Source organism: Vibrio sp. CJQ_6 (genome assembly GCF_043106745.1).
GTDB classification, from domain to species: Bacteria; Pseudomonadota; Gammaproteobacteria; order Enterobacterales; family Vibrionaceae; genus Vibrio; species Vibrio furnissii.
Window position 1 is genome coordinate 18525 of record NZ_JBICMV010000029.1, and the last position, 13221, is coordinate 31745.

The 13221-nt window shown below is 43.9% G+C and carries 14 protein-coding genes and 1 pseudogene; 7 read left to right on the plus strand and 8 right to left on the minus strand.

The features are described 5' to 3' along the window. Positions 1 to 59: 59 nt before the first annotated feature. Together ACF8PK_RS17615 and ACF8PK_RS17620 are read left to right on the plus strand one after the other, a co-directional pair. The gene (locus tag ACF8PK_RS17615) at positions 60 to 584 is read left to right on the plus strand and encodes a hypothetical protein (RefSeq protein ID WP_004726759.1); all 525 of its coding nucleotides are present in this window, start codon (positions 60 to 62) and stop codon (positions 582 to 584) included. Positions 585 to 708: 124 nt separating this feature from the next. After that, positions 709 to 1389: a flagellar brake protein gene (locus tag ACF8PK_RS17620; protein WP_004726760.1), complete on the plus strand. Its 681-nt coding sequence runs from the start codon at positions 709 to 711 to the stop codon at positions 1387 to 1389. Here the strand turns inward: ACF8PK_RS17620 and luxQ are convergent. The 5 genes from luxQ to ACF8PK_RS17645 form a co-directional block, all read right to left on the minus strand. After that, entirely contained in the window at positions 1386 to 3962 is a 2577-nt protein-coding gene (gene luxQ / locus ACF8PK_RS17625) for a quorum-sensing autoinducer 2 sensor kinase/phosphatase LuxQ (RefSeq protein WP_392442789.1), read from the minus strand. The two genes, ACF8PK_RS17620 and luxQ, sit on opposite strands and share 4 nt — an antisense overlap. 20 nt (positions 3963 to 3982) lie before the next feature. Continuing rightward, positions 3983 to 5080: an autoinducer 2-binding periplasmic protein LuxP gene (locus tag ACF8PK_RS17630; RefSeq protein WP_004726763.1), complete on the minus strand. Its 1098-nt coding sequence runs from the start codon at positions 5078 to 5080 to the stop codon at positions 3983 to 3985. A gap of 419 nt (positions 5081 to 5499) precedes the next feature. Continuing rightward, a complete protein-coding gene (locus ACF8PK_RS17635) occupies positions 5500 to 5790 on the minus strand; it encodes a GIY-YIG nuclease family protein (RefSeq protein ID WP_232658979.1) in 291 nt (96 codons plus the stop codon). Between the two features lie 10 nt (positions 5791 to 5800). Next, a complete protein-coding gene (locus tag ACF8PK_RS17640) occupies positions 5801 to 6436 on the minus strand; it encodes a YceH family protein (protein ID WP_004726766.1) in 636 nt (211 codons plus the stop codon). A 43-nt stretch (positions 6437 to 6479) separates the two neighbouring features. Further along, positions 6480 to 6677: a hypothetical protein gene (locus tag ACF8PK_RS17645; protein ID WP_392442793.1), complete on the minus strand. Its 198-nt coding sequence runs from the start codon at positions 6675 to 6677 to the stop codon at positions 6480 to 6482. A 189-nt stretch (positions 6678 to 6866) separates the two neighbouring features. Between ACF8PK_RS17645 and ACF8PK_RS17650 the strand changes: the two genes are divergently transcribed. Beyond that, positions 6867 to 7184 carry a DUF496 family protein gene (locus ACF8PK_RS17650; RefSeq protein ID WP_004726770.1) on the plus strand — a complete coding sequence of 106 codons (318 nt, stop codon included), beginning with the start codon at positions 6867 to 6869 and terminating at the stop codon, positions 7182 to 7184. Positions 7185 to 7345: 161 nt separating this feature from the next. Here ACF8PK_RS17650 and ACF8PK_RS17655 read toward each other — a convergent pair whose 3' ends face one another. Next, complete coding sequence (locus ACF8PK_RS17655; protein ID WP_392442795.1) at positions 7346 to 8314, minus strand: tyrosine-type recombinase/integrase; 969 nt, start codon at positions 8312 to 8314, stop codon at positions 7346 to 7348. Positions 8315 to 8621: 307 nt separating this feature from the next. On the opposite strand from ACF8PK_RS17655, the gene ACF8PK_RS17660 reads away from it, so the two are divergent. The 4 genes from ACF8PK_RS17660 to ACF8PK_RS17675 all read left to right on the plus strand — a co-directional run bounded on the left by ACF8PK_RS17660 (position 8622) and on the right by ACF8PK_RS17675 (position 11781). Further along, positions 8622 to 9236 carry a hypothetical protein gene (locus ACF8PK_RS17660; protein WP_392442797.1) on the plus strand — a complete coding sequence of 205 codons (615 nt, stop codon included), beginning with the start codon at positions 8622 to 8624 and terminating at the stop codon, positions 9234 to 9236. A gap of 134 nt (positions 9237 to 9370) precedes the next feature. Next, complete coding sequence (locus tag ACF8PK_RS17665) at positions 9371 to 10114, plus strand: hypothetical protein (RefSeq protein WP_392442800.1); 744 nt, start codon at positions 9371 to 9373, stop codon at positions 10112 to 10114. A gap of 158 nt (positions 10115 to 10272) precedes the next feature. Then, on the plus strand, positions 10273 to 10629 hold the full coding sequence (locus ACF8PK_RS17670; RefSeq protein ID WP_392442803.1) for a hypothetical protein: 357 nt from the start codon (positions 10273 to 10275) through the stop codon (positions 10627 to 10629). Positions 10630 to 10746: 117 nt separating this feature from the next. Next, positions 10747 to 11781, plus strand: coding sequence for a hypothetical protein (locus ACF8PK_RS17675; RefSeq protein WP_392442805.1), 1035 nt, complete (start codon positions 10747 to 10749; stop codon positions 11779 to 11781). A 711-nt stretch (positions 11782 to 12492) separates the two neighbouring features. Here ACF8PK_RS17675 and ACF8PK_RS17680 read toward each other — a convergent pair. Together ACF8PK_RS17680 and ACF8PK_RS17685 are read right to left on the minus strand one after the other, a co-directional pair. Further along, positions 12493 to 13020, minus strand: a complete 528-nt coding sequence (locus ACF8PK_RS17680; protein ID WP_392442808.1) for a DUF6731 family protein — start codon at positions 13018 to 13020, stop codon at positions 12493 to 12495. 18 nt (positions 13021 to 13038) lie between these two features. Next, positions 13039 to 13221, minus strand: a pseudogene (locus tag ACF8PK_RS17685) (IS3 family transposase); the annotation flags it as partial.

Genomic DNA, 13221 nt, shown 5'->3' on the forward strand with positions numbered 1-13221 from the left:
CTGTAATTTGCAGGCCATTATTCTATATTTGAAATCTATTTGATTTAGGACGAACACCCATGCTTAAAAGAACCTGCCTGGCTGGCCTTATCGCAATTGCCAGTGTCCTGCCAACCACGGCATCAGCCAATAACTTTAACTACAACTTTTTGGAAGTGAGGACCGCGCTGAGTCCTGAATCATTTGGTGGAGAATTCAGCACGTTTTTTACCGAGAACTCCCATTTCGTTGGCCGTTTAGATTCCCGCTTTGAAGGCGATTGGGATTTGGCGGGCGGCATTGGCTTCAATGGCCCATTGAACCAATTTGCTGACGTATACGGCCAAATGCTGATCCACAGCATTCGCGGCAACAGCGACGAAAACCACGAAACCGAAACCAACATGGAAATCAACATCGGCACACGCATTTGGCTCACCAGCCAAATCGAAGGTCATGCACGGATTGGCCGCAACGATGACAACTCCGTGTTCATCGCCGGGGTTCGCTTCCATTCCACGCAGCAAATGGTACTCAATGCCGAAGCGCGTAACGCAGGCGTTTGGGGACCACAGATCAGCATGGGCGTTCGTTTCCAATTCTAAATCCTGACTTTCGCTTAACGCTTTTCACTCATTCTGATCAATGAGAACGATGGTAAATGTAATATAATCTATCGGGTCAGGTCGTTTTTCTGATCTGAACCGATAGATTAGGACAAGAAACCCCATGGCGACATCAAGCTCCACTGAACCTGCCGATCTCACCAAATTCCTCAAACCCGGAATGAAAATTTCCGCCACCATTCAATTTGGGCCGGATGACAGCTTTGCATTCTCCACCACATTGATTGGTTTTAAAGGTGAGCAATTTCTGATTCTAGATATGCCCCACAAAGTCCATGAAAGCTTGGTGATGCGTAAACTCTCGAATGTCCAGATTGTGCTTCGTGGTGTATGCGACACGGAGCTGGGTCATGTGATTGCATTTAAAACGTCGATTCTGCAGGCGATTTCGTCACCACATACGTTGTTTTTCCTGCGCCCGCCCAAGCATTTCGTCACGAAAACCATTCGCGAGCATGAGCGTTATAAGATTTCGATGCCGGTGACCTTAACCGAGCAAACCGATCAGCTAGAAAAATCGTTCAACGGCACGCTGGTCGACTTTTCCGTCTCGGGTTGTGGCATCTTTGTTTTAGGGGAAAACGAGTTGACACTGAACAATGCCGTTCGCTTTAGCTGTGAGCTGGATTCGTTGCTGCCCGAAGACCTAACGAGCCACATTGCCAACATTCGTCGTCAGCATAAAGGGCACATGATCGGCGTGCAATTTGATACCCCACTCGCGATGTCGGATGAATTGAAGATGGCGATGTTTGACCAAACCTTCAAACATGCCACGGTCTAACGTTCGGTCACCGCAAGCTCGGCGGCATGCGTTTTGAAATTCACCAAGGCTTGATGCAAGGTCTCTTCTTTGATGGGTTTCACAATGACGTATTCCGCACCTGCCGACATAAAGGCCTCTTGCGTTTCCGCCATACCATCGGCAGTACATGCGTAGACCGGCATCGCCAGCCCCATGTCATGTTTGATGATGCGCGTGGCATCTACACCATCGAGATAGGGCAGTTGGTTGTCCATTAAAATCAGATCGTAGGGCTGATGTTTCACTTTCTCGATCGCTTGCAATCCATCAGTCACCCAATCCACATTCATGCCGTATTTTTTGCAAAACGCACGTGCGATGAAGGCATTGGTGTGATTGTCTTCCACCAAGAGCACGTTGACGACTCCGTCAAACAACTCATAGCGTGACTTGCCTTCGTTGTGTGCGACGGTTTGCGTTTCGGCGGTCACAATCTCCAACGGCAATTCGATGGTAAACCGCGTGCCAACGCCAAAGCTCGACTTCACTTCAATCGAACCGCCAAGCATTTCAATTAAGCTATGTACGATCGCCAGCCCAAGGCCGCTGCCGCCATATTCACGCGTGTTGGTCGATTCCGCCTGCACAAACGGTTCAAAAATGAGTGCTAAATCTTGCTCACGAATCCCAATGCCGGTATCTAAAACGGTAATCTCAAGTTTTGCGCCCGCTTCAGTCTCGATAAGATGAAGCTGAATATTGATGGCGCCCTCGTGAGTGAACTTCACCGAATTGTTGAGCAGATTAAACAGGATCTGATTGAGTCGCACTTGATCGGTACGCACCACTAAATCGTCGCTAATATTGGTGTTGAGAGTGAGCGTTAAGCCTTTTTCACGACACAAAGGCCGATAGATGCGCTCAATGGCAGACACCACATCCACCAACGGGAAATCCGCTTTCTGGATGCGAAATTTGCCTTGCTCAATCTTAGAGAAATCAAGAATGTCATTCAGCACCGCCAATAGATGCTCACCACTGCTGCACAGCACGTTGACCTGTTCGGCCTGCTCTTTTTCCGTGACTGTCCGTTTGAGCAGTTGCGAAACGCCCAAAATACCATTCAGTGGCGTGCGCAATTCATGACTCATTTTCGCCAGAAAATCAGCCCGAACGCGCGCCGATTCTTCCGCCTCTTTACGCGCAATGCGGCTTTGCTTTTCGGCCTCAGCAATAGAAGTGACATCTTGACCTTGCGTGATAATCGATTCAATGCGGTTTTCAACCACAATGGGAGATAAGTTCCACAAGATCACTCGACCATCCACTTCCGTATTCACTTCTTTGAGGATTTCCCCTTGCGCTGCCAATTTAATTTGTGGAATCAGTTGGCGTTTCAGCACTGAAAATAGCGAATGATCGTCGGCGTTATTGCGCAGGAAGTGCGAATGTGCTGACGGGTTCATACGAATCAATTCGCCCTCAGCCGTCCATAAAATGGTGGGTGACAGCGCAAAGTTAAACAAATCTTCGAACTGTTTCTCTTGATCGGATAAGCGCTGAAAGGTGTGCTCCAACGTTCGGCCAAAGTGGTCGAATTCATAGATTTTCGAGCCGGGGAAGAAGTCATCCAAGCCCCGCTCCGCCACTTTGTGGGTGTAGGTCATCAAACCATCGATTTCAGATTCAATCCTACGCTGCAACCACCAGCGCGTGAGAATGGACACCCCAACCATCGCCACCAAAGCGAACACCATCCAGAAATAGTAGTTGTTGCGCAGGCTCAGGGCGTTTTCGTTGCTTTGCACAGAATAGATGCTGAGATACGTCGGCACCCCTTCCACTTCCAGCGCCGTTTTGGCCACCATATTTTTGTCGTACAAGGCATCGCTCAGGCCATCTTCCAGCACATCAAAGGTCGAATAGGATTCATCGCCATTGAGTGTCGAGGCCAACACCTCAGAGCCCACCGTTAAAATCAGGTTTTGCGAGTTACTGCTGTCGCGAATGGTTTCAATCAACGTGAAGTTGTTGTTGAGCACGGTACTGACATACAAAAAGCCAATCACTTCACCCGTTGCCGTATCCACAATCGGTGAGCGGCGAACCAATAAATACGCCGTGCCCAGCACCGATGGCGTTTGAATCAGATGCCAGTTGCTGCTGATCGACACTTTGCGAATAATCTTATTGAGCTCTTTGGGGGGAACGCCGTAAAACTGCGAATTGCCATCTTCCCATACCATCTCTTTGAGGTCGGTGATAAAACGAATGTCTGGTGTATTGTTGAGTTCGAGCTGATCGACGCTCAAGAAATACTGATCCAACGCAGCGCCGCTGTCGCTGTTTAACGCTTGAATAAGACTGGCATTTTTCGCGCTGCTGTCTTGGTGAATTTGCAACGTGGCGAGACGATAATTAAACAGGTTTTGAATCAGGCTGGAGGTTTGGGTCGAGGTGCGTGCCACTTCTTGCGAAATCAAGCGGCTGCTGATTTGATAGCTCTGGAAAAGCACCGTCAACGTGAGCGCGCCGAGCACAGTGACAATGGCTCGGCTGATGAAGGTTGCTATTTTTCTTTTCTGTTTGACTGTACTAGCCCTGATGCTCACTCAGTGTTCCCTGTTGCCGACTAACGGTCGGAATAACGAAAGGCGCGTTGCTTAAACAAACCAATTTTTTTCGGCTGATCGTCTTTGGTCACGATCTCAAAGTCACCGGAATACACCACGGGCACGGCCAAACCTTCCAAATCACGTTTGATCGCTTCCGCCATCGCAATGCCGGTATCATCATTGATTCTCATGACAGTAACATCAAGATGACCTTCATCCAAGGCTTCTAGTTCTGCCGAGCCGCCACCCCAACCATTCACCTGAATATCTTCACGCTTTAACGCTTGTAGCGCCTTGGCTGCGCCCAGTGCCACATCGGTGGAACAGGCGTAAATAAATTTAATATCCGGGTCATTTTTGACAATGTTAACGGTGGCTTCATAGCCACTTTCTTGTGTCGCTTTGGTGTAATACGACGAGGCCAGCTGGTAATCGCCTGTGCTTTCCATCTGCTGAATGAAGGTGTCGCCACGCGCATCGCTGACGTATCCTTCAGAGAAATACAGCACCGAATACTTGCTACCTTTGGGCACATGCTCGCGATAATACTGCGCGAGTTGCTGCGCACCGAGTTCATGGTCAAACCCAACGTACATCATCGGCTGGCGTTCATCCCAGTCTCGAACCGGCGTGGTGATATTCTGCAAAATCAATTTGGTCGGTGACGAATTCAGAACGTGTTCAATAAACTTGCGGTGGCGCGTTGTATCCAGCGTGAAAATCAAATAATCCGTGTTGTTCTTCACCGCTTCCATCAACGACAAGCTTTGTTGGCGGGTGTCTTGGTTCGGGCGCGTAAACACCTGATTAATCTGGTATTCAATGCCTAACTCTTCCAATCGCATTTCAAACGCTTTGATGTTGCGCACCCAGTAATCGGAGATCTGCTGCCCCGGATAAACCACCGAAATGGTCACCGGCGTTTGTTGTTTGACCGTCAGCCGCTGAGACGATTGACGCACCGCATCAGACAACGACTCAGTCAGTGCCTTTTGTTGCGGATTGGCATTCAGAAATTCCTGATAATGCCAGTAACCATTCAGCACTTGTGATGAATACGAAGAGGCAAAAGGAGTGAAACCAAGTAAAAGAGAAAGAAAAAGCGTTTTCTTCATTCCACACATTCCGTCGTTCTGTTGATCATGTCCATCAACAAAGTTTATGAACTGCTTGGCATAACAAGGAAAGAATTCCCTAAAATATCAAGCAAATAATAACGTTTAAGATTATTAAGCATACGGCCCGCAATTAATAGCGCGTAGCACGAAAAAATCATAAAAACATTCAGCAAGTGACTAAATTAACAGCAATTTCTTTAAACCGCATAACATATTTCATCTATCTTATGACCGAATATTATGTCAGCCAGAGAAAATATAGCGCAGCCGAACGCTCGAGCAATGCTTCACCGACAACCCATTAGCTAGGCTAATGGATTTTATTATGAAACTTCACTCTTAAAACAATTGATATGGATAAAGATTAATACAGAGAATCGAATTTCGCCTGTCAAAAGGCAAAAATGATTGGGGACTTAATTCAGTGAAGGCAGTGGATGCTGATCCAAGATCAGACGCTCTTTTTGTACTTTAGAGAGCTGCTTGATGCGGTACTCCAGTTTGAGCGCCTCACCTTTGCTTGGGCCAATTTCATGTTGCCAAGCCAGCGTCAACGGTCCTTTGCCCCGCAGCGCTTTGGCACCTTGCCCTTTTTGATGCTGAGTAAAGCGCCGTGCGACATCCGTCGTGATGCCGCAATACAGCGCGTTACTGGAAGTCCGAACCAGATAAATCCACCAGCTCGGACTCGAGATGTCTTCGTTCATGCCGAAGCGGTTACAGCTTTTGTTCGATCAACGCGCGCAGTTCCGCCACTTCGTCTCGCAGCGCCGCCACTTCTTGCTCTAACGCTTCAAGCTGTGAGTTGGACGGTTCGCTGTCGGCAAAGCTTGCCAATGCATCAACATCCACATCGCCAGAAAACAGGTGCTGATAACGAGACTCACGCTTGCCCGGTTCACGTGGCAATTTCACTACCAATGAGCGATTGGCCAGCGCTTCCAGCACCGCTTCAGTTTCTTTTACGTCAGTAAAATTGCATAAACGGTTCGTGCGCGTTCTCAGCTCACCCGGCGTTTGCGCGCCGCGCAGGAGCAAACAGCAGACCACGCCAAGCTCTTGCTCATTCAATTTCAAGTCGCCAAATTCGGTATTGCAAAAACGGTGCTGGTATTTTGAGGCGCGGCTATTAAACGCACTTTCGTCACTCACCAAACGACGCGCAATCAATGCTTCAACCGTATCTTGCACATCCGCGTCCGATAACGACAACACAGGTTCGCGATTGCTCTTCTGATTACACGCAGTGGTCAAGCTGTTGAGCGTGAGCGGGTAATGATCTGGGGTGGTAATTTCCTTTTCAATCAGGCAACCAATGACACGGGCCTCTAGCGGGGAAAGTTCGTTACTCATTTTCGTTTCCTTCTTTTATCGAGGCTAGCCTCGTCTCCCATTCTTAATGTTCTGAAGTCGGTGAAAATCGCACAATGCGTCCGTTTTCATCAATCATGATAACTTTAGAACGGTTTAATTCAATTTCTACTAATTCAAGGCGTTGCCGTTCGCTGATATAGGCTTGACGCAGTTTTGGCCGCAAATCTGGCTCGGCCGATTGCTCGTCGAGTTGGGGAACAACAATTTCTGAAGGTTGCATGCTCGAATCATTGTTTCGTCATCAATGGAGCCCATGATATAGCGCAATTTCAGGCAAGTACAATCTCTGCGAAGACCGAGTGACTATTTATTGGTCAAGGTGTCGTCAGGTTTGATCTAAAGGCTGTTATGAGCCTTGATGTTGTGTTTTAATCATTGACAGTTGCATTCATTTTAGGAAAAGGGACCTATGAACAGCGTATTTGAAATCGTGAGTCTGGCTCGCCGCAAAAACAAACTAAAACGTGAACTTCTAGACAACGAAAAGAAAGTTCGTGACAACCGTAAACGTGTTGATCTGCTAGAAAACCTTGTGGATTACATCAAACCTGACATGACTCAGGAAGAAGTGATCGCGATTGTGAAAAACATGAAAGCGGATTACGAAGATCGTGTGGACGACCACATCATCAAAAGTGCAGAAATCTCAAAAGAACGCCGTGAAATCAGCCGTCGCATTCGCGAGCTGACCGAACAAGACAAACTGATTCATCAAGGCAAAAAATAAGTCTGATGCTTGAGTTTAAAACCCGCCCTTTGGCGGGTTTTTTATTCCCGCCATACCTACGAAACCATAGTGTTTTCAATGCCTCCAGACATACCCAATCACGTTTATATGTATCGATGTATAGTCTATGTGGTCAATTTGTGGATCATTTTCCGGCCACTTTAAAGGCTGTTTAAAGGGTTGAATCTGACCGCGTCTTGCAGGTAATCCGGCGCGAAATGCGCGTAGGTCATCGTTTGTTGAATCGTCGCGTGGCCGAGTATTTTTTGCAGTGTGAGGATGTTGCCGCCGTTCATCATAAAGTGGCTGGCGAATGTGTGGCGAAGGACATGGGCGGCCTGCCCTTTGGGTAAATCGAAATTGCATTGTTTGAGCTGCACGTAAAACTCGGCATAACAATCTTTGAAGAGTCGGCCAGATTTGCCTGTGACGATTTCATCTTGCAGTTCCTGGCTGATCGGCACCGTGCGGTCTTTCCCGTTCTTGGTATCGAGAAAGGTCACTTTGCAATGACTGACCGTGCTGCCCTTTAACTCCTCCGCTTCGCCCCATCTGGCCCCTGTTGCCAAACAGAGCTTGGCAACCTTGTAGCTATCGCCGGAAAGCACACTGAGCAAGTGATTCATTTCATCAACCGAGAGAAATGCCATTTCGCGCGTTTTGGGGACTTTCAGCTTAAAGCCAGAAACCGGATGCGGGTTGTGGAACTCCTTCACCGCGATGAGCGCGGTAAACACATTGCTCAAACAGTTCATTTTGCGATTAAAGGTAGTCATCGCCCTGCCCTTGTTGAGCTGCGCCATTCGGTAATCTGCCAGCAGTTTGTGGGTGATCTGGTGCGCTTTAGGAAAGCCGAGTTCCTTGTCGACCAACTTCACTTCTTTCAGGTAGGCTTCGGCGGTTTTCTTCGATTGCCCTTCGTACTTCCACCACAGTGCAATCAGCTCACTTAAAGAGCGGCGATCGGCAGGCTTTTCTAACCACTCTTTATCATGGGCCGTCGCCAGCACATGCTTTTCATATTGGATGGCTTCAAACTTGGTATCGAACTGGCGGCGGTAGCGCTTACCGTTCCGACCTTGTGGCCGCAAGTCAACCAACCACTTTTTGCCCTCTTTCTTAATGCTCATAATCTGCTCACTCAACAACATGAACAAGAATAATAAAACACAACTGTACATAAACACAGTGTTTAACTCACGCAAAAATGCACATTGATGCGTAATTGTGGTGATAAAACCTAAACCGATCACACCTCAAAGCTCTGTAGTTTGCTAATGTTGATGCGTTTCTTTTGTCAGTAGTGAACAACATATATTCAGAGTGAATGTTCCCAGGTTGGCATGGTGTATTAGATAGACACTGTCTGCATTTTGTTCTGGGCTTATACAGAGAAAGTCTAGTTAAAATAGACGGTTAGGCTAAACAGGAGAGAATATGGACGTTCAAGTTCAAAATGTTTTAGACAAAATTGAAGAAAAAGTAAGAGATTTAGATTCATTACGAGAATCATTGATTAATGAGTCAATTGTTTTCGTAAAGGAAACAACCGAAAGTTTCATGCAGTCAGCTATTAGAAACAACCCTGATAGGGTTCAGGCTCTTGGTGCTGATGGTTTAAAGCCTATTAAAAGTGACTTTCAAGCCATTGTTGAATCACTGGATACTTTGGGTCGAGAAGTCCTTGAAGACAATTCAATTTGGGTATTCAAGCGAGAAATCAACTTGAATGATATTGCAGAGTTGGAGAGTCGAAGTTTCTTTGTGTCTAGCCGACGCTTGCCTACTGAATATGAAGAAAAGCTTAGGGTGTTGCTTTCACCTATTGGAGAGTTTTTATCAAAGAATGAACTTGCTGACACAGATAACTGGAAACGTCAGGGAGGGCAATTTAGGTATTCTTACGGGCTACCGATAACAGATGGGTTATTGGAAACCGCTAAAATATTTGGCACAAAACATAGTGAATATGAGTCGCTACTTCGTGAATTAAAAGATGCGCATCGAATGTCACAACAAAACTCGGCTTTGGGCCTCTGGGATAGTATTTAGCCTAGCAAGCTGTTTAAGAGTAATTCGCAACGCATGGCATTTTTGCTATACGTTGCGTTTCGTGTTTAAGGTAGCATCGGTATTGCGTTGCTCACCCCTTAGCAGAACGTTATATTCTGAGAGGAAAAATTTACTTGAATCAATATAAATATGAATTATTGGGAGTGCTATTTGGGCTTTCGTTGCTAAATTTATGGTATTTCAGTGGTATTGCAATTGAAGAGGAAGTTCTACCTAAGCACTATGATTACTTTGTTAATGTTGTGTCTGTAACATTCAGTACTGCTCTCGGTGCTTATCTGGCATTTCGTTATAGTGCATCGCTCGAGCGACAAAAAAGAGAAATCCTAATTTCCGAAAATAAAACGGTAGAAGTTGCAAAGCTAAATCGGGCTCTATTTAATTTGGGGCGACAGTTGAATACAATTGGTAATATGAAGCTAGTTTTATCAAGATATAATAACGATTATGAATTGGCTTTCAAAATGAGAGTAGAGAAAAACTTCGACAGCTCTTCGAGGGTTGATTTTGATGAATTGACATTAATCTTGCATGAAGAACTACCAATGCTGTTAAGGCTAGATAATGAGCAAGCAGGTTTTTTAGCGACATTAGAATCATTTCAAGTGCGTAGTGATTTCTTTATTAATAGACTTCAACCAGAAATGGCTGAATTAGGCCTCCTCAATAAAAAATTGAAGGTAGAAGAACTTCATGAAAAATTACCGCTTGGGATATACAAAGGTGCAATCCAGTCTGCGACCATTTTCAAAGAGAATGTAGAAAAAACTTTGATGGGTTTAGATAAATCTTTCAAAGAATTACGGCTAGCTTGCAAGAAGAAGTACCCAGAAGCAAATTTCATTAACGTTAAGTAACAAATATACAAAAGCATTTAAGAGTAATTTTCAACGCTTGAAATTTTTCACTCCATTGTTGGATTTAATGTTTACGGTGGCATCTTAGGTTCAGTGGTAGCGTTAACCACACCTTTAATGCAGCGTTATACGCTTTTCAGTAAAAAAAGAGATTAATTGTGACAAAACTTCAAAAAATTAGATTAGGGTTAGCTATTGGTGCAGTACTAGCTCTCGTCATAGCTACGATACCAGCATATATAAAGAATTTGGAACGAGATAAAAATATATCGAATAGCGAACCTGCAACCAGTGAAATGATGAAGAGAATACGTCAAAAAGATTCACGAGTTGGAACGTATGTATTTTGTGCAAAGCTTTATCAAAATACAGGAGAGCGCGATAAGTTTAGTCAGATTTCGGAGTTAATCCCCAAAGTTAAAAATTTGTCTGACCATGCAAAAAGTGCTATATCAGCATTGTCGTTAATGAATACTGAAGAGGCTTACGACATATGTGAAAAATTAATTAATTAAAGCAATATATAACGAGACCTATAAGATTGAATTTAGTATTTATGGCAAAATGGTTTAGATTTGGCGTTAATGTTGTTCACTACTTAATGCAGTGTTACAATTATTTGGAGAAATTACGTGAATTACTTTGATGGCAGCTCATTTGGAGTTGTTGAAAGCATTGACAAAAAGGACTACGTTCACTCAAACTTCATGAAAAATAAGGATTCTTTAGCTATTATTGATACATATATTCTATATACAGGATGGTGGAACAAAACAAAACAAGTATTTGACTCATGTGTTGATGTAGCTCGCCCCAAAGGTAAATTGAGAATAGAATATTTATCTAGAAGTAACGCTAGTTTCGAAACATATCATTATATATTTCTTTCTAGTCCCACTGTTCTTGAAAATTTCGGCATTTGGGCTATGTATCAAGCAATTCAAAATGCTGAACTTAAATTTATAGAACAATGTAAAACGCCAAGAAATGAGATTTCATTAACTGGAAAGCTTACATCAAACATAGATCACTGTGCTTCAAAAATTCAGAGCGATTATGAAAAACACTTATATATGGATAACATTTCCATTATAATGAATGAGATTGAACTGCAAGTTCAGAATAGAGAGAAAATAACAGGAGCAGATTTTGCTTTGCTACTTGAATGGTACGATAGAGCGAATTATCTAAAAGTATGTCCTATATACTTTCAAGCAAAACGAGTAATTAATGAGATGGCCGACATCTCTCAATTCAACAAGGAGGTTGGTTATCAATTCACACTTCTAAAAAGTAGAGAAATTAATTCTGCTTATATTTTCTACAACTGTAATACGCAAAAAATCACTCCAAATCCACGTTTACCATCTGTAAAAGATGTTAGAGATGTCAGTTCTAATGAATTTCCAGATAAAACCAGCGCTGTAGAAAATGTCCTATCGCTATCCACTTTTTTGCTCGATGTAATGGTTAATAGCAATAGATATACTGTTTTCAATAATCGGAAAGATGCACTTAGAGCAATTTTAGTCAACATTAAAGAAGATGAACTATCTCGTGTTTTTACTTTATCAGTTGATGAAGGTGCAAAGGAAAGATATCGAGAAGAGTACATTCTTTACATGAATTATAAGAAAAACAAGTCCATTGATATATATGGTGCTTAACTAAATATAACGAAACATTTAAGAATAACTCCCAACGCTTGGTATATTCAATCCAAGTGTTGGAGACCTTTACAAAATTTCCATCAACGGCCTTTACTTGGTTGATGCTTAAAATCGAAGTCACCCGAACAAAAGCCAGTGATGCTGATATAGCGACCAACATCCAAGTCACTCCATACCACTTAGACGCAGTGTCACAGAAATATCCCACCATGGCTAATACACAAAAGCCAAAGCAAAGCCAAATAGCTGCACCGAGATAGGATGCCAAATCACCAGCGTAACTCGTCTCTCTGATTCGATTCATGACAGGCGTATCAAGTGTCATCAACAAAGTTTTCGCCGTTGCAAGAAACCCTGTCAGTATGGCACCTATAGTTAATGATGCTGATAGCACATCATTTCCTAATGGAAACTTACCATCACAAATGTACCATGCAGAACTTGCAGCAATTGCCATTACATACGGATATGCTTTTTCAACATATAAGTGCATTTATTAACCTAAAACCTTTCTCCAACCGCGCTTAGCTTTTTCTAAAGCTTGATATCTCGCTTCTCTTGGCCACCTTCTATCAGCGCCAACAGGAACTGTCGTAAAATCTTGACACAGACGCTCCGCGATTAAGTCTAACACTTGAACCGTTTCATCTAAACCAGGGCCTACTACCCCAGTCCTTAACTTACTAACAGCATTAGGGTTTTTCTCTGCTAAGCTTTCGCTTTTACAATTGTTTGATCTATGATTTCTGAGAGAAAACGTTTCTTTTCTCGACCTGCTGTAATTGTAATTTCAATTTTTGAAGCATTAGATATATCACCTAAATCGATCGCTGTCCCTAATGCCGTTTTCGCCGCATGATCTTTCTCCGTAAGCAATCTAGGATCAATAGCGAGCGTTAGTGATTTAATTGCCTTGCGCGAGGCGAATTTTTGCTCTACGTCTTCATCATATTTCGGCTGTAACTCATATTGGTTGTCAGCACCATCAGTATAACGGCTGAAATACTCTTCAATTGCGGCGTATCGTACGCCATGATGATTATATTGCATAATGATGGCGTTGATCTTTGGATCATAGATCATGGCCGTTTCTTCGCAAAAAAGCTCTCCCTTTTTAAATTTGAATCCAGATACCTGAGTCGCTTTAGAACCTTTACCAGGGCCGTGAACATCTCTAAATTTGACAAAATCTAAGTACCACAAACCATCTTTTTCTTCGATGTGTTCAACCCTGATTTCATGTTGGTGTAGTGGTCAACTAAAATTGGCCACAGTTTTAGAGTTTTCCCAATACAGTCGTTCAGACTCATTGGGTGTTAGACCACCATTATATTGATGGGGCCTGAGTTGGCTGTAGTAGCCTGTGATATATCGAGTTATATGTTCTCTCGCTTCGCTAAAACTCCGATAACCCGACACTGGTATCCATTCTGTCTT

Coding starts and splice junctions, on each gene's coding strand:
- ACF8PK_RS17655 (WP_392442795.1), bottom strand. CDS start 8,314: ATGAGCATTAAGAAAGAGGGCAAAAAGTGGTTGGTTGACTTGCGGCCA.
- ACF8PK_RS17640 (WP_004726766.1), bottom strand. CDS start 6,436: ATGAGTAACGAACTTTCCCCGCTAGAGGCCCGTGTCATTGGTTGCCTG.
- ACF8PK_RS17635 (WP_232658979.1), bottom strand. CDS start 5,790: ATGAACGAAGACATCTCGAGTCCGAGCTGGTGGATTTATCTGGTTCGG.
- ACF8PK_RS17660 (WP_392442797.1), top strand. CDS start 8,622: ATGGACGTTCAAGTTCAAAATGTTTTAGACAAAATTGAAGAAAAAGTA.
- ACF8PK_RS17645 (WP_392442793.1), bottom strand. CDS start 6,677: ATGCAACCTTCAGAAATTGTTGTTCCCCAACTCGACGAGCAATCGGCC.
- ACF8PK_RS17630 (WP_004726763.1), bottom strand. CDS start 5,080: ATGAAGAAAACGCTTTTTCTTTCTCTTTTACTTGGTTTCACTCCTTTT.
- ACF8PK_RS17615 (WP_004726759.1), top strand. CDS start 60: ATGCTTAAAAGAACCTGCCTGGCTGGCCTTATCGCAATTGCCAGTGTC.
- ACF8PK_RS17650 (WP_004726770.1), top strand. CDS start 6,867: ATGAACAGCGTATTTGAAATCGTGAGTCTGGCTCGCCGCAAAAACAAA.
- ACF8PK_RS17620 (WP_004726760.1), top strand. CDS start 709: ATGGCGACATCAAGCTCCACTGAACCTGCCGATCTCACCAAATTCCTC.